Here is an 18,613-nt window from a genome sequence, read left to right as displayed (position 1 = left end):
CACTTGGGGCGGCCGTCACGTTTGCGGCGCTTGAACCGGTGACGATTTCGTCGGCGCACCGCATACTCGCGTGCAGTTGGCTATGCTGCTGACAGCATGACGCTGGTCCATTTCCGAGGGATGCTCAATGTTTTACGTGCAACGCGATGCGCAGGGTCAGTTGATTCGCGTGGAAGCTGCGGCCTACGCCGAGGCCACGGAAACGCTGCCGGCCGACCACCACGAAATCCAGGCCTGGTACGCCAACGAAGCCGTGGAGAACAGCCTCAAACAGCTCAAGCAGAGCGACCTGGAAATGATCCGGGTACTCGACGACCTGATTCAGGTGCTGACCCAGAAGGGCGTGATCCGTGTCACCGACCTGCCGCCGGCGGCCCAGGCCAAGTTGATGGACCGGACCCAGGCACGGGAAGCGCTGGGCGGGTTGAGCCAGTTGATTGATGAGGATGAGGGTGGGTTGATCTGATTTGCCTGTGAGTACAGATCAAAAGCCAGCCCTCACCCTAGCCCTCTCCCGGAGGGAGAGGGAGCCGACCGAGGTGTCTGGCGCTATACATCGACCTGAAAAACCGAGTCGATTATGGATTCAGCGAAGCTCTTTCACGTCGGCGTATTACCCCAATATTCCACGGTCGGTCCCCTCTCCCTCTGGGAGAGGGCTAGGGTGAGGGCAACGATCTCAATGACTCACCGCCAAGGCGCAGGCTCACCGAACAGCTGCCCCTGAACCCCATACAACCCCATCTCGCGAATCACCGACAATTCCCCTTCCGTCTCGACCCGCTCGGCAATCAGCGGCAGATCGATACTGTGCGCCGCACGCTGGATCGCTTCGATGAACAGGCGCTTGTCGCTTTCCTGATCGATCGCACGGATGTAGCTGCCATCGATCTTCAGGTACGCCAGCCCCAGCCGCGCCAGGTTGCCGATCATGCTGAAGCGTCCGCCGAAGCGCTGCAGGCTCAGGGAGAAACCTAGCTCGCGCAGGCGGCGGGTCAGTTGTTCCAGCACTGCTTGCTCCGGCAATTGTTCTTCGCCGATTTCCAGGGTCAGGCGTGCGCCGAGGTTGGAATGCGCCCGCAGAATCTCGAACACTTTGTTCAACGCTTGCGGATCGGCAAGGGTCGCAGAAGATAGATTCAGCGCCAGGGATTCTTCATGGCCGGCCATTTGCTCCAGCACTCGTTCGAGCATCAACCGGTCCAGCCGCGCGGTCCAGCCGAAGCGCTCCAGCCACGGCAGGAAGCGCCCTGCGGGAATGGTCTGGCCCTGCTCGTCGAGCAAGCGCGACAGCACTTTGCAATGCAGCACCAGTTGCGTGTCCTGTGCCGCCACCACCGGCTGGAAGAACAGCTCGAAGCGCCGCTGATTCAGCGCCTGATCGAGCAAGCGGTGCCAGGCGTGGTGATCGTCACCAACATCCGCCACCAGGCTCTGATCGAGACACGCCCAGTTCTGCTCGCCCTGCCCTTCGGCCTGGGCCAGCGCCTGATCGCCGAGGCTGAGGACTGCTTGCGGCGAATCGCCGTGAGCGAACGGTGCCAGGCCGATGGAGGCCACGGCGGCCACGTCGGTGGCGCCCGTTGCGTGCAGGCTGCTCAGCGCACTGTCGAGGCTCTGCGCCAGTTGCAGTGCTTCTTCGCGGGTCAGCCCCGGCGCCAGCACGGCGAATTCGCCGCCGCGAATCCGGGTGACGAGGTTCTGGGTTTCCGGGTATTTGGCGCACTCGCGGGACAGCTGCTCGCCGACCGCTTTCAACAATTCATCGGTGCGCTGACCGCCAAGGCGCTGGTTCAGTCCGGCCAGATCCTTGACTCGCAACAGCAGCAGATAACCGGAGCTGGCCTGCTCCGGGTTGCTCACCCGCGCATTCAGCTGCATCTCGAAATAACGCCGGTTGGCCAGCCCCGTGAGGTTGTCCTGATAGGACTCGGCGCGCAGTTTTTCACTGCGCTCGGCCTGCTCCTGGAACAGCGCCTTGAGCTTCTCGACCATCTGGTTCATCGCCAGCACTACGCGGCGCAATTCAGGTGTGCGCGGCAGATCCGGCAGGCTGAGGAACTCGCGACGGGCGATGGCGTGGGACTGCTTGACCATGTAATCCAGCGGCTTCAGTTGCCGACGCAGCAACAGCGCGCCCAGCACCGCACTCACCGCGCCGCAGACCAACAACCAGCCCAGACTGCCCAGTGCGCTCTGCCACAGTTTGGCCAGGGCGAACATCGGGTGGCTGACCACCTCGACCCGCGCCGCCTGCTCCCAGCCACGGCTGACCAGCGCATCGCCACCGGCCGGTTCCAGGCCGATCAGTTTGACGAACCAGTCCGGCACGTTGGTGACCGCCGGAATGCCGTTGCGCTCGACGATGGTCTGGTCGGTCTTCAGGTCGACCACGCGGATGCTCGAGTAATAACCGCTGTCGAAGATCGAACTGACCAGCAGCTCGACCATCGCCGGGTCATCGATGTTCGGCGTCAACGACAGCGCCAGCGCCGTGGCCGCATCCTGAGCGTGGGAGCGCAACTGGTTGACGTACTGGGTGCGCGAGCTCTCCAGACTGACCATGAAGCTGCCAGTGAAGGCGACCACCAGGAACAGACAGATAGCGATCAACAGCTGTTTGAACAAAGACATCTGAGCGCGTGCTCCTAGTTAGTCGTCTCGACCGGAAATCCTTCGGCCTGCATTTTCTTCAACACATCCTGCCAGCGTGACAGGCGTTTGGTGTCACCGACCTTCTTGTTGCCCTTCGCTCCCGGCAGGTACAAACCCTCGGCATTGAAAGAGTAGACCGGCAGCAAATCGGTTCGCTCGGCGGCCGGCTTGATCGGGTCGATCAGGCTGTCGAGCACCAGCGGCATGGCGTCAGGGCTGGAATAGTAAGTCAGGACCATGTGCGCGCGGTTCTGGCGCAGCGCCTTGACGTAGGTGATACGCAACTTGTCACTGGCCACACCGAGGTGGCGCAGGCTGAAATACTTGGCGATCGCGTAGTCTTCGCAGTCGCCGGCGCCTTTCCACAAGGCTTCGATGGGGGTTTCCCAATAATCGACCTCGTGCCAGAGATCGATGTCTTCGACATAGCGCATCTGTTTGTTGAAAAACAGGTTCACCACTTTGAGCTTTTCCATCTCGCTGACCTGCTTCTGCGTGGCCAGCAGATTCTGCCAGGCATCGATCCGCTGTTGCCCGGCGCCCAACGGCCCGTACAGCGCCGTAGCCTTGCGGCTGATCGCGGAAAAATCCCAATCGGCATGCAGGCCGCCCAGCATGATGCCGGCCAGCAGCAGCGCGCAGGCAAGCCAGCGCGCAATCCGTGGGATTGCGAAACGTACCGCCAATGCAAGGCATCCAGGGCAGAGAGGAAAGCGCTTGATGGTGAAGGTTAGCCCAGCAAAAAACAATGGCACCCTGAGATCATCGCTGGCGCGCTAAACTTCAGATGTGACAGGGTTCTTCTACACGGTTTGACAACCTGTAGAGCAATCACTAGTGTCCTTTGGATCCAAATCCGCAGTCATAGGGTGTGCAGTTGTGACCCAGAAGCCCAAGCCACTCCACAGCATCAAAGTCGACGGCCCGATTCCCGCCCATCTGGCGCGCTCGGTCATCGAAGAAACCCTGCGCGCGGCGATTCTCGACGGGCGCCTGCCCTGTGGCACCGCTGTACGCCAGCAGGATCTGGCCGACCTGTTCGGTGTCAGCCGCATGCCGGTGCGCGAAGCCTTGCGTCAACTCGAGGCCCAGGGCCTGCTCAGCGTAATTGCCCACAAAGGTGCGGTGGTGGCGCCGCTGATCCAGGGCGATGCAACGCAAACCTATGAGCTGCGCATCCTGCTGGAGTCCGAAGCGCTGCGCCAGTCGATCCCGCTGCTGGCCCCGGCCGATCACGAACGCGCGGCCGGCTACATCGAAGAATTGGAAAACGAACACGACTACACAGAAATCGGCCGGCTCAACCGTCTGTTTCACATGGCGCTCTACAGCAAGGCGCCCAATGGCCGGCTGTTGCGGCTGGTGGAAGACGGCTTGAATGAAGAAGAACGCTTCCTGCGCTTCAACCTCGAGGCCATGGGTCTGGGCAAACTCTCCCAGGACGACCACCGTGCGCTGTTGCAGGCCGTGAAAGAGCGGGACACCCCGCACGCCGTGACACTGCTGGAGCAGCACCTCAATCGCGGTGTCGAGGTGATCACTCGATACTTGGCAAGCACCGCCTCCAAAGGTCGCCAGGCGGCACGCTGAAAATCCCCCCGGGTGAGCCCTCGCTCACCCGGCGTATAACCCGCTTACAAATCCTCACGCCGGTCACGCTCAATTGCCGTGGCACTTCGGCGCCTGCGCTCTAACCTCCCCCCTGCTTTGAACAGCCCGGAATTTGCACCGCAAAGGAAGTCATTTCCGACGATAGCCGCGGCGCCGATTTACGCGCACCCTTGAATCGCCAACCCAATATAGAACGGGGACGCGCCGCCCCGGCAGCAGTCCCCGCACCAGGAACCTACGGAAGGAGCCTTGTCACGGGATCAGGAAGAACGGCGCCGTTACAGCCCGACTTCATCCCCTCATATTCATTCAAATACTCAATTGGAAAGTTGCTTCGAGTGAGGCATTCACTCTTGTCGTTCAATTTTGGCCATTAAACGCCGAAAGGAGCAACTACGCCCAAATAAAACTTAACTTATAAGTTTTATCAGGCCCACTCATATTTCAAAAACAGCCAACTAAAAATAATTAAAAATAAACTTGTTAAGTTGTTTTGCGATGTATTAGTTTTTCTTCGCCGAGTTTGGATCCGAAATGACAAACCCGGCACACCCCTGCAGTACGGCCTCGATTGCGACGGCTTGACCGTCCGCTGCTGTCTCGGGCCCTTCAGACATTGCCTGCTTTCATCGAAACCGAATGAGGCTGTCGTTCGCCTGGAGAAACTTGTTCAACGTTATTAGCAACTGTTTGACCAATCCCTACTTCCCTATTAGCCAGAGTCTCGCAACCATGCCAACTAAAGAGCAACTTACACTAAAGAAAGCCGAACTCAGCGTTCATCCGATCTTCTCAGAAATCGATTCTTTGGCGACATTGCGCCGGTTCATGGAGTCCCATGTATTTGCCGTCTGGGACTTCATGTCGCTGACCAAGCGACTGCAGCAGGAACTGACTTGCACTCGCCTGCCGTGGTTGCCGCCACGCGATCCGCACGCAGCAAGACTGATTAACGAAATCGTCCTCGGGGAAGAATCTGACGATCGGCTGTCACACGGGCATTACAGTCACTTCGAACTGTACCTGGATGCGATGCGCGAAGTCGGCGCGGACACGACAGCGGTGGAGCGCTTCGTGACGCTGCAACAGGAGGGCGTAAGTTACGACGTCGCCCTGCAAAGCGTCGAGGTTGATCCGGCAGCGGCGCGGTTCGTCCGTGACACCTTGCACACCGCGCTGCATGCACCCGGCCACAGCGTTGCCGCCGCCTTCCTGCATGGTCGCGAGAGCGTGATCCCGACCATGTTCCAGCGCATGCTCGATGCCTGGGGCATCGGCGTCGAACAGGCGCCGACCTTCCGTTACTACCTGGAGCGGCACATTGAAGTCGACTCCGAAGACCACGGCCCGGCGGCGGAACAACTGCTGGATCGACTGGTGGACGGCGATCCGCAGCGCGAAGCCGAGATCTACGCCAGCGCCATCGCCGCCGTGGAAAGCCGCATTGCCCTGTGGGACGGCCTGCGCCTGAGCATGCGCGAACCGCTGGCGGAGGTGGCCCAATGAATGCCGCCGACTACCAGTCTTTCGCCGATGCCTGGGAAAGCCGCGCGACCATTCGCACCCGGCCACGCCGCGTGCTGGAGGACGACGCACGGCTGATCTATCCGCTCAGCCGCCAGCCGTTGGTGCTCAGCGAAACTTTCCTGCGCGAGTGCCCCGAACAGCGTGATTTCGCCCTAGTGCAGACGCTGTACAAATTCATCAACGACGTGGTGATTTTCGAAACCGAGATCGTCGACAAGACCGCCCGCAGCATCGCCAAGAACCGCTTCGCCGTGGCCTTCCCGTTCGCCTGCCGCTACGACGCCATGACCGTGGTGGTGGACGAGGATTACCACGCGCTGGTGGCGATGGATTTCATGCAACAGACCGTGGCCATGACCGGCATCGAGCCCATCGAGCTGCCTAATGAAATCGAACTGAGCCGGGCGATTCCGGCCGCCGTCGAACTGGCCCCGCAACACTTGCGCAGCGCCGTGGAACTGATCTGCGTCGCCATCGCTGAAAACACCGTGACCGGCGATGTCGCAGCGTTCGCAAGGGACGACACAGTCAAGCCGTCGATCAAGGGCCTGATGGCCGACCACCTGCTCGACGAGGGCCGGCACTCGAGTTTCTGGGCGCGGATGGTGCGCATCTACTGGCACACCGCAAGCGATGCGGATCGCGAATGCATCGCGCAGATCCTGCCGGTGTTCATCGGCCATTACCTGACCAACGACATCCAGAAGTCCTTCGACCTGCGCCTGATCGATGCCCTGCCGGTCAACGAGGCTACCCGACGCGCCCTGAAAGACGAGATGGCCGGGCTGGCCTTTCCGATCAATCGCCACCACCCGCTGGTGGGCAACATCGTGCGGTTTTTCCACAACAGCTCGCTGCTCGACACACCGTGCGTGCAGCACGCCCTGCGCGACTACCTGGTTTGACAAGGAGGCTGACATGAGACGTCTCGACATTTTGCTGAGGGGCCGCAGCCAGGCCTTGACCGACCTGGCGCAGGAGCTCGAACAACACGGTCATTCATTGCTGACAGAGACTGCTCCGTCGATGGATCTGGTGATCGACGACGGTAGTCTTGCGCCGCAGGATCACGGCGTGACACCGCACCTGACCTTGCGTCTGGGCATCGGTGCAATGGGCGCCGGCGGTTTGCCGGTGCTTGATCTGCTGTGCCTGTGCAACTCGACGCTGCTGAGCCGCGTGCCCATCGCCGACGAACCGTCCGGCAATGGTCAGGCCCTGCGCCAGCGAACGCTGGCGCAGGTGGTGGACGAGGTGGCGCTGCTGGTCAGTCGTTTTTCTCGCGATGCCGAGTATTTCCAGCATGCGACGAAGGCCCGTGCACCGGACTTCGAGCAGGTGGAAAACCTGCTGTTTCTCGACAGCCTGGCTTACGTCCATCGCCTCAATGCCACGGCCCATCCGGCATTGCTGCAACAGGCGCAGATCCCGGTGATCGAGCGGCTGCAGCGGAGCCTGATCGAGCACGCTGAACGCCCGGCGCTGCACCTTGCCGAGCAGTCAATCAGCTATCGCCAGTTGCATGATCACAGCCGTGCAATCCAGCAACGGTTGCTGGCAATGCTGGAGACACAACCACAACCCTGGGTGGTAGGGATTTGCCTGCCGAAATGCGATGCGCTGTTCGCCTCGATTCTGGCGATTCTCGGCAGCGGCGCAGTGTATCTGCCGCTGGAACCGAGCCATCCGCTTCAGCGCCAACAGTACATTCTGGAAAACGCCGGGGCAGTGCTGTTGCTGCACGACGGCGAACATCCGCTGAGCGGTTCGATGCCGGGGCTGGATGTCTGCCGCATCGACCGCACTGACGTCGATCTGTCGCAACCGCTTATGCGTCGTCAACCCGAGCTCGATGCGCCGTGTATGGCGCTCTATACCTCGGGCACCACCGGGCATCCGAAAGGTGTGCTGCTGAGTCAGGCGAACCTCGCGCACTTCACCGCGTGGTACGCCGATTACGTGCAGTTGCGGGCCGAGAGTCGGGTATTGCAGTTCTCGTCGCTGAGTTTCGACTCGTCGCTGATCGACATTTTCCCGACCTTGCTCGAAGGCGCGGAACTGGTGGTGCCCGACGACAACCAGCGCCGCGATCCACTGCAACTGGTGGCGCTGATCCGCCGTCGGCAACTGAGCCACGCGTTCCTGCCGCCGGCGCTGTTGAGCATCCTGCCGTTGGAGCAACTGCAAAGCGTCGGGCAGATCATGACCGGCGGCGACGTCTGCGAGCCGTTCGTGATCGAGCAGCTGACGCGCCAGGGCAAGCTGCACAACCTCTACGGCCCGACCGAAGCCACGGTGCTGATCACCGCGCGGCAGCTGCAACCAGGCGACAGCAATCGCACCCTCGGCGGGCCGATTGCCAACAGTCAGGTGCTGATCCTCGATGACGATCTGCATCCGGTGCCGGAGCAGACCGTGGGCGAACTGTTCATCGTCGGCCCCGGCGTTTGCCTGGGGTACCTGAACAATCCGCAGCGGACCGCCGAGCGCTATCTGGACCTGGCGTTGCCGGACGGACAGCGTCTGCGCGCCTACCGCAGCGGCGACATGGCCAAGTGGGGCGAGGATGGCATCGAGCTGTGCGGGCGTCGCGACAATCAGGTGAAGATCCGCGGCTTCCGGGTCGAGCCGGAAGAGATCGAGCGGTGCCTGCGCGAGAGCCAGCTGTATCGGCAGATCGCCGTGGTGATCGACAGTCAGCGACGGATTCTGGCGTTCCTCGCCCAACCGCAATCCGATGCCGCGCGGGAGTCTTTGAAAGCTCACGCACAGCAGTTTCTACCCGACTACATGCAACCGGTGGCATGGACGGAACTGCCGAACATGCCGTTCGCCGCCAATGGCAAAGTCGACCGCAAGGCCTTGCTGGAACTGCCGGTCAGCGTGCAGGACAGCGGCCCGAAATGCCTGCCGGCCAACGCCGACGAAGCGCTGCTGCTGGAGATCTGGGGCGAGTTGCTGGAGCTGCCGACCAGCGACATTTCCACCGACGAAAGCTTCTTCAATCTCGGCGGTCACTCGATTCTGCTGTCGCGCATGCTCCTGCGTCTGCGGGAGGAGTTCGGTCGCAGCATCTCGATCAACCGCTTCATCGAACTGCCGACCATCACCAAGCTCGCCACGCTGGTGCGCGGCACCGATGACAGCGCGGTGCTCAGCGCCCAGGCGATGGCCGACGCCGAGCGAGCGCTGGAAATCGAGCCGCTGCCGATCAGCCGCATGGGCGATGTGCACAAGGTGATCGTGACCGGCGCCAACAGTTTTGTCGGCGTGCACATCGTCGAGGCGCTGCTGGGGTGGGGCGCCAGCGAGGTGGCATGTCTGGTGCGTGACGGCGGCGGGCAAACGGCGGAGCAACGCTTTTCCCAGTCGTTGCGAGAGAACCGGCTGGAGCATCTGGACCTGAGTCGGGTGCGGGTCTATTCGGCGGACATCGCACGGCCGCAACTGGGCCTGGCCGATGAGGATTTCGAGCGACTGGATCGCGACTTCGGCGCGCTGGTGCACAACGCGGCCAACGTCAATCACGTGCTCGATTACGAGTCGTTGGCGGCGGACAACGTCGAGCCGATTTTCGAACTGCTCAGGCTGTGCGAAGGGCGCAGCAAGAAGGTGTTCAATTTCGTCTCGACGCTGTCGGCGTCCAGCACCGTCGACGACGGAGGCCGGGTGCTGGAATTGCCCGCCGCATTGACGCCGCCGATCTACATCCGCAACGGCTACAACCTGTCGAAATGGGTCGGCGAGCGCATCCTCGAACGGGCGCGGGAGCGTGGGGTGCGGGTCAATCTTTATCGGCCCGGCAACATCAGTTTCAACAGCCTCAGCGGCGTCTGCCAGCCGCACAAGAACCGTTTGATGTTGATGCTCAAGGGCTCGATCCAGCTCGGTCAGGTGCCGGCCTTCGCGCTGAATTTCGACCTGATGCCGGTGGATTTCCTCGCCCGTTTCATCGCCTTCCATGCCAGTCGCTATTCGCCCGAACGGGCGGTGTTCAACCTGCACAACCCGGAGCCCCTGAGCTGGGATGCCTACGTTGCGTCGTTCCGCGAAACCGGCAGCGAGTTTTCGCTGGTCAGCGTCGCCGACTGGCAACAGCAACTGGGCCGGGTCGATGCCGACAACGCGCTGTTCGGCGTGCTCGGTTTCTACCTCAACGGCTTCGAGGAAGACATCGGCGACATCTCCCTGATCGGCCACGCCAACGCCCAGGCCGGCGTGCAGCAGATGGGCGCGCACTACCCGGAAAAATCCCCGGCGCTGCTGCGTCGCGGCTGCGACTACCTGAAAGAAATCAACTTCATCTGAATCAACCACCAAGGAGCAACACCATGAGCAATCTTCAACCCGACACCCTGATCAAGAACCCTCACGGCTGCCACGTCGTGTCTTCGGTGGAAGTGCCGGTGGACGCCAAGCAAGTGTGGGCAGTAGTGGGCAAATTCGACGGCTTTGATCGGTTCATTCCGGCCCTGTCGCACATCGAAATGACCGGCGAAGGCGTGTCGTCGCTGCGCAAGAAGTTCTTCAAGGATGGCAACGTGGTGGTCGAGCAACTCAACTCCCGGGACGACCAGGCGCTGAGCATGACCTGGACCACGATCTACAACACGCTGGGCGTGGCCAATCTGTGGGCGGCGATGAATGTGGAATCGCTGGGCGCGGGCAAGTCGCGGGCGACCTGGACGATCATTGCCGAGCCGGCAAGCGGCGGTCCCGAGGCGCTGCCGGGGTTCAAGGATTTCGTGCAGGGGTTTGCCGATGACGCGATGGGCAATGTGCTGAAGCTGTTTGTGTAGGGCATGAAAAAGCCCGCTGCGGATCACTCCGTAGCGGGCTGTTTTTTGACCGCTAGCGATCAGATCTTGAAGCTGTCGACCAGTTGTTTCAAACGATTGGCCTGCTGCGACAACGCATCGCAATCCTTCAACGTTTCATTGAGGTTGGCCACGCTCTGCTGGTTCAGCAGGTTGATCTGGTTGACGTCGACGTTGAGGGTTTCCACCACGGCGGTCTGTTCCTCGGTCGCCGCTGCCACCGACTGGTTCATGCCGTCGATTTCGCCGATACGCTGGGTCACGTTGACCAGACGCAGACCGGCCTGGTTCGCCACTTCGACGCTCTCTTCGCTCGACGCCTGACTGGCGTTCATGGTGGTCACCGCTTCACGGGAACCGACCTGCAGCGAGGTGATCATCTTGTGGATTTCTTCCGCCGACTCCTGGGTACGGTGAGCGAGGTTACGCACCTCGTCCGCCACCACCGCAAAACCGCGTCCGGCTTCACCGGCACGGGCCGCTTCGATGGCCGCATTGAGCGCCAGCAAGTTGGTCTGCTGCGAGATGCCTTTGATCACATCGAGAATGTGGCCGATGTTGTCGGTGCTCGCGTTCAGGGTTTCGATCTGGGTGCACGACAGGCTGATCTTCTGCGACAGCTCGGTCATCGCCTGAATCGTCTGCTCGACCACCTGACGACCGTCATCGGCCTGTTCGCTTGCACCGCTGGCGTGTTGCGAAGCATCGGCCGCGTTACGAGCGATTTCCTGGGTGGCTGCACCCAGCTGATTGATCGCAGCAGCGACGCTGTTGGTGCGCGCACTTTGCTCGTCGGAACCGATGATCGAAGCGTTGGACGATGCCATTACCCGTTGCGACAGGTCGTGTACGTGACGGGTAGCGGAAGACACTTCGGAGATCGAAGCGTGAATCCGCTCCACGAACTGATTGAACGAACTGCCCAGCTCACCGAACTCGTCCTTGCTTTCCACCACCAGACGGCGGGTCAGGTCACCCTCGCCCTGGGCGATGTCCTGCATCGCGCGGCCCATGGTAATCAGCGGACGCATCAGCACGGTGATCAGCAGACTCAGGAAGACTGCAATCGCGCCCACTGCGACGAACATCGCAATCACTGCCGAGGTACGGAACTGGCTGAGTGCGGCGTAGGCCTTGTCGCGGTCGATCGACAGACCGATGTACCACTCGGCATTCGGCAGACCGGTGACCGGGGTGAACGACAGGATGCGCTCCTGACCGTTGAGCACCACGTTCTGATTGCCCTTCTCGATACGCACACCGGCGTTCGGGTAGATGTCCTTGAGGTTCTTCATCACCTGGTCTTTATCTGGGCTGACGATCACCTGACCGTCACCGCTGACCAGGAATGCGTGGCCCAGGCCACCGAAGTCTACCGAGTTGATGATCTTCACCAGAGTTTCCAGACTCAGGTCACCGCCCACGACGCCGAGCAGCTCGCCGTTCTTTTTCACCGGCATGGCGATGGTCACCACCAGACCGCCAACGGCGGCCATGTATGGCGGGGTCAGCATGGTCTGGTCAGCGGCCACGGCCTGCTTGTACCACGGGCGCTGACGCGGGTCGTAGCCGTCCGGCATCTTTGCGTCAGGGCGCTGGGTGAACACGCCGTTGGCCTGGCCGACGTAGGTGAACTGGAAGTTCGAGGTGAAGGCCGGTTGATCGACCAGCCCCGGGAAGTCGGCGTTCTTGCCTTGATGGGCGACGTTCTGCGCGAGGTTTTCCAGTACCAGAATCCGCCCGCTCATCCAGTTCTGCACACTGCTGGCGGTCAGGTCGCCGGCCTGCTGGACGGAGGACTGGAGGTTCTGGCGAATGGTGTTTCGCTGCAGATAGTCGTTGTACAAAGTAAACAGCGCGAACGCCAGGACCACGACGCCCGAGGCGGCCAACAGGATTTTATGGCTGAACTTGAGATTCATTTCATGGGACTTCTTATGCCAAAAGTGGGGATGCGTTCCGGATGCAACATTCCATGTACAGCGCAGGCAGCGTTCTGATGGCTGCTCTACTTTGGTGCACGCATGTCTCACCAGTCTGTCGGCACGCTTCGGAGAAAACTTAGGGCTTTGTAGGAAATGGACGGCATTTCTGCCAGATTCCCGCCGAACGGCGTGCCAGAGCGTTCGCCTGTCATTTTTTGATGACTGTTTTGCAGCGCCGGTTGCAAATTCTGTAACCCTTGATGACAATGCGACTAATTATCATTTGTGACGTTCGGGCTGTCGCGTTCATGTCCTCACCTGAGTTTGCAGTACAGGCGCTTTACAGTAGTCATCACGGCTGGCTCAACGGCTGGTTGCGCGCGCGGCTGGGCAATGCCGCCGATGCGGCGGATCTGGCGCAGGACACCTTCGTTCGCCTGCTGCAACGCACAGAACGCCTCGAACTCAAGGCACCCCGCGCATTCTTGCGCACGGTTGCCCGGGGCCTGGTGATCGATCATTGGCGCCGTGAAGAAATTGAACGCGCCTACCTGGAAACCATCGCCCATTTGCCTGAAGCCGAAACACCGAGTGCCGAATCCCGCGCCTTGGTGATCGAACTACTCGAAGGCATTGCCCGCATGCTTGAAGGCTTGAAGCCAAAAGTGCGTCAGGCATTTCTGCTCGCGCAGTGCGAAGGTTTGACCCACAAGCAGATCGCCGAGCAGATGGGCCTGTCCCTGCGCTCGGTAGAACGCTACGTCGCCGATGCCCTGTTTCACTGCTATGTGTTGCGGTACGAAAGCTGATGCCGGTGGATAACCTCTCGTTTGACCGACGCGCCGAGCCACCGCAGCAGGTTGTGCGACAAGCCATTCACTGGCTCCTGCGTCTGCGCAACAACCATGGCAACCCACGCCTGAATCGCCAGTGCGAACAATGGCGCGCCGAACACCATGATCACGAACTGGCCTGGCAACGGGTGCAGTCTCTGCAAGCCGAACTGACCCACAATCTGCGCGCCGTGCCCGGTGCCCAGGTGGCGTTCAACACGCTGGAAAACAGTGCGCAGGGTCTGGGTCGACGTCAGGCATTGAAGCTGTTGTCCGGCGCGTTGCTGATGGGCTCGGCGGGATGGCTGGCCAACGACACTTCCGTCTGGCAACAGTGGAGCGCCGACTACGCCACCGCCACTGGCGAGCGCCGTGGTTTCCAGTTGCCGGACGGCACACGGATCGAACTCAACACCGCCAGCAGCGTGGATCTCGATTACACCGCGCAACACCGGCTGATCAAACTGACCCGCGGCGAAATCATCGTCACCTGCGGCGGTGCCGATGAAGGTGCGCCGTTTGACCGACCGCTGCGGGTGCAGAGCCATCATGGCACTTACGAGCCGTTCAAGGCGCGATTCATTCTGCGCGAGGAAGAGGGTTGCACGCGCCTGAGCGTCACCAGTGGCCGGGTCGCGATTCACTCCGCGGGCAACTCGACAGAGGCCATCGCCGGTCAGAGCTATCTGATCGATCACCATCAAATTCGCCCGGCGCCGCCATTGGACATGGACGCCGGTGCCTGGGTCGACGGGCTGATCGTGACTCGCAACATGCGGCTCGGTGACTTCCTCAGCGAAGTCGGCCGGTATCGTCAGGGGTTTCTGAGCTGTGCGTCGGACATTGCGGATCTACGTCTGTCCGGCGTGTTCCGTCTTGCGGACACCGACAAGCTGCTGGCGGTCCTGCCGCAGACCCTGCCGGTGCAATTGCGCTACCGCACCCGTTGGTGGGTGACGCTGGAGTCTGTGGCCTGAAATTATTTTGGCGGGTTTTCGTGGCAAGTCCGGCTTAGTCAGTAAGCACTTCAACTCAGCCTTCGCGACTGCCTACGGAAACCTACAATGACTGCGCGCGTTACCTGTAAGAACCCTCTGAATTTCTCTGCCGAATCCGGCCTGTTGCGTCACGCCGTTCGAGCGGCGCTGTTTTCTACCGTACTGGGCGTTGGCGTGTTGCCGAGCCTGAGCATGGCGGCCCATGCCAGCGAGGTCGGAAGCCACCGCTACAACATCGCCGCCGGGCCATTGGGCGAGGCGCTGAACCAGTTCGCACGCCAAGCCGGCATCACCTTGTCGATGACGCCAGAGCAAACCCAGGGCCGGCAGTCACCGGGTGTACAGGGCGAGTACTCGACCGATCAAGCGCTGAGTCATCTACTCGGTGGTTCGGGTCTGGAGGCGGTCAGCCAGGACGGCAGCAGCTATGTATTGCGCTCCGTTGCAGAAACCGAAGCGCTGGCCCTGCCGACCACCGACATCAAAGGCTTCGCCCTCGGTAACGCGTTGGGCAGCATGGACGGCTACAACGCGACGCACAGTCAGATCGCCACCAAGACCAGTACCGCGTTGCTGGAAACTTCGCAAAGCGTGTCCGTGGTCACCCGCGAGCAAATGGATGACCAGGGCTCGCAAACCGTGTCCCAGGCCATGCGTTACACTCCCGGCGTGCTGACCAATCCTTACGGCGCCACGCACCGTTACGACTACGTGGCGATGCGCGGTTTCAACGATGGTTCGGTGGATAACATTTACCTCGACGGCCTCAAGTCGATGGGCGACAGCGGCACCTACAGCACCATGCAGGTCGATCCGTATTTCCTTGAGCGTGTCGATATTCTGAAAGGCCCGTCGTCAGTGCTCTACGGCCGAAGCTCGCCGGGCGGTCTGGTGGCGCTGACCAGCAAGAAACCGCTGTACGAGGCTTATCACCAGGTTCAAGCCACCGTCGGCACCCAGGGCCAGCGCGGTGTCGGTTTTGACTTCAGCGGACCGGTCGATGACGACAAGCGCATCGCCTATCGTCTGATCGGTTTGACGGATCAGTCCGACACGCAATTTGACCACAACAAGGAAAAGCGCTTCGCCCTCGCGCCGACCGTCAGCATCGATTTCAGCGAAGACACCTCGCTGACGCTGCAAGCATATCTGCAGCATGACCCGGATGGCGGCTACCACGGTGGCGTGCCGGCCGACGGCACGATTCATCAGCGCAACGGCAACCGCATCTCGCCGCACTTCTTCGAAGGCGAGCCGGGCATCGATGGCTACTCCCGTGATCAGCAGTCGTTCGGTTACCAGTTCGAGCACCGCTTCAACGACGTCTTCACCGCGCGGCAGAACTTCCGCTACCTCGACTCCAAAGTGAACATGGATCAGGTGTACGCGTATGGCTGGACGTCGCCGACCAGCAACGAACTGAATCGCTACTACACCGGCGGTGACGAGCGCCTGCACGCGTTCATCGTCGACAACATGCTCCAAGCGGAATTTTTCACGGGCGCGACCAAGCACACGGTGCTGATGGGGGCGGATTACCAGCGACGCAAAACCGTGGTCGACTGGACCAGTGGCGGCCTGGCGCCGATCAACGCGTTCAACCCGGTTTATGGCAATTCCGCTATTACGCCGTACGGCGAAACCAGCTATCTGCGGCGCCTGGAGCAGACCGGCGTTTACCTGCAAGACTTGATCGAAATGGACAAGTGGCGCTTCTCGCTCGGACTGCGCCAGGACTGGGTGGAAACCTCCGACGAAAACCGCATCGCCGAAGCGGGCCGTCCAGTCGGCACAAAGATCAATGATCGACGCACCAAGCTCACCGGCCGTGCCGGCGCGCTGTATCTGTTCGATAACGGCCTCGCGCCGTACGTCAGCTATTCCGAGTCGTTCAACCCGAATTCCTACGCGGACAGCGCCGGCAATCCTCTCGCGCCGACCGATGGAACCCAGTGGGAAATGGGCCTGAAGTATCAGCCGCCGGGCACCGACAATCTGTTCACCGCCTCGCTGTTCCGCATCGATCAGGAAAACCTGGCGACCAAACTGCCGCAGGAAAACTTCTATCGCGCTGTAGGCGCTGTCCGCTCTCAGGGTCTGGAACTGGAAGCGCACATGCAGTTGACCGATAACCTGAAAGTCCTCGGCAGTTACACCTTCACTGACATTGAGTACTCGAAGTCGATGACCAGCACCTTGAGCACACCGACCAATGTGATCGAGAACAAGGGCAACTCGCCAACCCAGGCGCCGCGGCACATGGCATCGCTTTGGGCGGACTACAAGTTCGACAGCGCAGCACTAGACGGGCTGCGACTGGGCGGTGGTGTGCGTTATGTCGGCTATAGCTGGGCGGATGCAGAGAACACCATGAAGGTGCCGTCCTACACATTGTTCGACGCATCGATCGGTTATGACCTCGGCAAGGTCGGTTTGAAAGGTGTCGACGTACGCCTGAATGCGAACAATCTGACCAACGAATCCTACGTAGCCTCCTGCGCCAGTCTGGACTTCTGCTACATGGGCGAAGAGCGCAACGTCGCCGCCACGGTCAGTTACCAGTTCTAAGCCTTTGTCTTGTGCATAAAAAAGCCAGCCCCTGATTTCAGGGGCTGGCTTTGTCGTATCTGTGGGGGAATTTTCATGCGTTCGTTTCTGGTTTTATTGCATCGGTATATCGGGTTGGCCACGGCGGTTTTTCTGCTGCTGGCCGGGATCACCGGGAGCATTCTGGCGTTCAACCATGAGCTGGATGAGTGGTTGAATCCGGAGTTTTACGCGGCTTCTGCCGAGGGGGAGCGCCTACCGCCAGGTGAGCTGGTTGATGCGGTGCAATCGGCCCATCCGAAGCTGCAGGTCTGGTACATGGAGTATCCGAATGAGGCAGGCCACACAGCCTTGTTGGCGGCGGTTCCACGGAATGATCCGGCGACGGGCGAACCGTTTAAAGAACGCAATGAAGTGTTCTACCTCGACCCGGTCAGTGGCGAGCAGAAAGGCCAGCGTTACTGGAGTGAGTGCTGCTTCCAGCGTGAGAACTTCGTTCCGTTCATTCTCGAGTTTCACTACAACCTGACACTGCCCGGCAACTGGGGTTTGCTGTTGATGGGGTTGGTGGCCATCGCTTGGGTAATCGATTGCTTCATCGCCCTTTGGCTGACGTTGCCGCGGGGTAAACCGTTCTGGAAGAAGTGGTCGAACGCCTGGAAGATCAAGGGCGGGCATGCCTATCGACTCAACTTCGATCTGCATCGGGCAGGGGGCTTGTGGCTGTGGTTGTTGTTGCTGCCGATAGCCGTCAGCAGCGTGGCGATGAACCTGCCGAGCCAAGTCTTCAAACCCGCGGTGTCGCTGTTTTCTCCGATTGAACCGAGCGTGTATGAGGCGCGAGGGCGGTTGCCTGCCGAAGAGCTGGGGATCACCCGATTGAGTTATCAACAGGCATACGAAAGGGCACAGCAGGAGGGGAAAAGGTTGGGGCTGACAGCGGCGATCGGCGAGTTGTATTACAGCTTTGAATACAACTTCTACGGTGCGGGGTTTGGGCAGCATGACACCGAGGCCCACGGCAAATCCTGGTTGTTCTTCCACGGTACTGATGGACGATTACTGGGGCAGGAGATTGCAGGAGAAGGGACGTTGGGAGAGCGGTTTTATCGATTGCAGTTGCCGATACATGGAGGACGGATCATAGGCTTCACCGGACAAGTGATGATCGCGGTATTGGGTGTTCTGATTGCAGGGTTATCGGGGACTGGCGTCTATATCTGGTGGCGAAAATGGCAGGCTCGTCGGAGCAGCAAGGCACGCAGAGCGGTTTGAAAATCGGATTTTTGTGGGTACTGAAACGACAAAACCCCTGTCTGCGTTAGCAGACAGGGGTTTCGGAATTCAATCTTGACGATGACCTACTCTCACATGGGGAAACCCCACACTACCATCGGCGATGCATCGTTTCACTTCTGAGTTCGGGATGGGATCAGGTGGTTCCAACGCTCTATGGTCGTCAAGAAATTCTGTGACCAGCCCGTTACCGCAGTAACGTTCCGGCAAAAATCGGTGACTTCTACTAAAACAAAACCCCAACTGCTTTCGCAATTGGGGTTTCGGAATTTAATCTTGACGATGACCTACTCTCACATGGGGAAACCCCACACTACCATCGGCGATGCATCGTTTCACTTCTGAGTTCGGGATGGGATCAGGTGGTTCCAACGCTCTATGGTCGTCAAGAAATTCGGGTACTG

Annotated in this window: 13 protein-coding genes and 2 rRNA genes; 10 read left to right on the top strand and 5 right to left on the bottom strand. The window is 60.4% G+C overall.

Annotated features, from left to right (window positions below):
- Nucleotides 1–127 precede the first annotated feature (127 nt).
- The gene (locus tag QR290_RS01735; RefSeq protein WP_039773037.1) at nt 128–466 is read left to right on the top strand and encodes a hypothetical protein; all 339 of its coding nucleotides are present in this window, start codon (nt 128–130) and stop codon (nt 464–466) included.
- A gap of 221 nt (nt 467–687) precedes the next feature.
- Here the strand turns inward: QR290_RS01735 and lapD are convergent, their stop codons facing one another.
- Nucleotides 688–2,634 (bottom strand): cyclic di-GMP receptor LapD, encoded by a 1,947-nt coding sequence (lapD, locus tag QR290_RS01730; RefSeq protein ID WP_289204189.1) that lies wholly within the window; start codon nt 2,632–2,634, stop codon nt 688–690.
- Nucleotides 2,635–2,648: 14 nt separating this feature from the next.
- A complete protein-coding gene (gene lapG / locus QR290_RS01725) occupies nt 2,649–3,341 on the bottom strand; it encodes a cysteine protease LapG (RefSeq protein WP_007960234.1) in 693 nt (230 codons plus the stop codon).
- 193 nt (nt 3,342–3,534) lie between these two features.
- Here lapG and QR290_RS01720 point away from each other — a divergent pair, with 193 nt between their 5' ends.
- From QR290_RS01720 to QR290_RS01700, 5 genes are all read left to right on the top strand, one after another.
- Nucleotides 3,535–4,245 (top strand): GntR family transcriptional regulator, encoded by a 711-nt coding sequence (locus QR290_RS01720; RefSeq protein ID WP_115076084.1) that lies wholly within the window; start codon nt 3,535–3,537, stop codon nt 4,243–4,245.
- Nucleotides 4,246–4,998: 753 nt separating this feature from the next.
- Nucleotides 4,999–5,772 carry a DUF3050 domain-containing protein gene (locus tag QR290_RS01715; protein ID WP_289204188.1) on the top strand — a complete coding sequence of 258 codons (774 nt, stop codon included), beginning with the start codon at nt 4,999–5,001 and terminating at the stop codon, nt 5,770–5,772.
- Complete coding sequence (locus tag QR290_RS01710; protein WP_085608526.1) at nt 5,769–6,698, top strand: diiron oxygenase; 930 nt, start codon at nt 5,769–5,771, stop codon at nt 6,696–6,698. Before QR290_RS01715 ends, QR290_RS01710 begins: the two co-directional genes overlap by 4 nt.
- 13 nt (nt 6,699–6,711) lie before the next feature.
- Nucleotides 6,712–10,101 (top strand): non-ribosomal peptide synthetase, encoded by a 3,390-nt coding sequence (locus tag QR290_RS01705; protein ID WP_289204187.1) that lies wholly within the window; start codon nt 6,712–6,714, stop codon nt 10,099–10,101.
- A gap of 23 nt (nt 10,102–10,124) precedes the next feature.
- On the top strand, nt 10,125–10,592 hold the full coding sequence (locus tag QR290_RS01700; RefSeq protein ID WP_085748542.1) for an SRPBCC family protein: 468 nt from the start codon (nt 10,125–10,127) through the stop codon (nt 10,590–10,592).
- Between the two features lie 59 nt (nt 10,593–10,651).
- Here the strand turns inward: QR290_RS01700 and QR290_RS01695 are convergent, their stop codons facing one another.
- Complete coding sequence (locus QR290_RS01695) at nt 10,652–12,532, bottom strand: methyl-accepting chemotaxis protein (RefSeq protein WP_289204186.1); 1,881 nt, start codon at nt 12,530–12,532, stop codon at nt 10,652–10,654.
- A gap of 311 nt (nt 12,533–12,843) precedes the next feature.
- Between QR290_RS01695 and QR290_RS01690 the strand changes: the two genes are divergently transcribed.
- From QR290_RS01690 to QR290_RS01675, 4 genes are all read left to right on the top strand, one after another.
- On the top strand, nt 12,844–13,344 hold the full coding sequence (locus QR290_RS01690; RefSeq protein ID WP_115076079.1) for a sigma-70 family RNA polymerase sigma factor: 501 nt from the start codon (nt 12,844–12,846) through the stop codon (nt 13,342–13,344).
- A complete protein-coding gene (locus QR290_RS01685) occupies nt 13,344–14,345 on the top strand; it encodes a FecR domain-containing protein (protein ID WP_289204185.1) in 1,002 nt (333 codons plus the stop codon). Before QR290_RS01690 ends, QR290_RS01685 begins: the two co-directional genes overlap by 1 nt.
- 87 nt (nt 14,346–14,432) lie before the next feature.
- On the top strand, nt 14,433–16,934 hold the full coding sequence (locus QR290_RS01680; protein WP_289204184.1) for a TonB-dependent siderophore receptor: 2,502 nt from the start codon (nt 14,433–14,435) through the stop codon (nt 16,932–16,934).
- A 75-nt stretch (nt 16,935–17,009) separates the two neighbouring features.
- Nucleotides 17,010–18,188, top strand: coding sequence for a PepSY-associated TM helix domain-containing protein (locus QR290_RS01675; protein ID WP_289204183.1), 1,179 nt, complete (start codon nt 17,010–17,012; stop codon nt 18,186–18,188).
- Nucleotides 18,189–18,261: 73 nt separating this feature from the next.
- On the opposite strand, the gene rrf (QR290_RS01670) is transcribed toward QR290_RS01675, so the two are convergent.
- Both rrf (QR290_RS01670) and rrf (QR290_RS01665) read right to left on the bottom strand, forming a co-directional pair.
- A 5S ribosomal RNA gene (gene rrf / locus QR290_RS01670) occupies nt 18,262–18,377 on the bottom strand.
- A 106-nt stretch (nt 18,378–18,483) separates the two neighbouring features.
- Nucleotides 18,484–18,599: ribosomal RNA gene (gene rrf / locus QR290_RS01665) — 5S ribosomal RNA — on the bottom strand.
- Between the last annotated feature and the right edge of the window lie 14 nt (nt 18,600–18,613).

The organism is Pseudomonas fluorescens, assembly GCF_030344995.1.
Taxonomy (GTDB): domain Bacteria; phylum Pseudomonadota; class Gammaproteobacteria; order Pseudomonadales; family Pseudomonadaceae; genus Aquipseudomonas; species Aquipseudomonas fluorescens_BF.
This window is presented reverse-complemented; position numbering and strand designations above follow the sequence as displayed.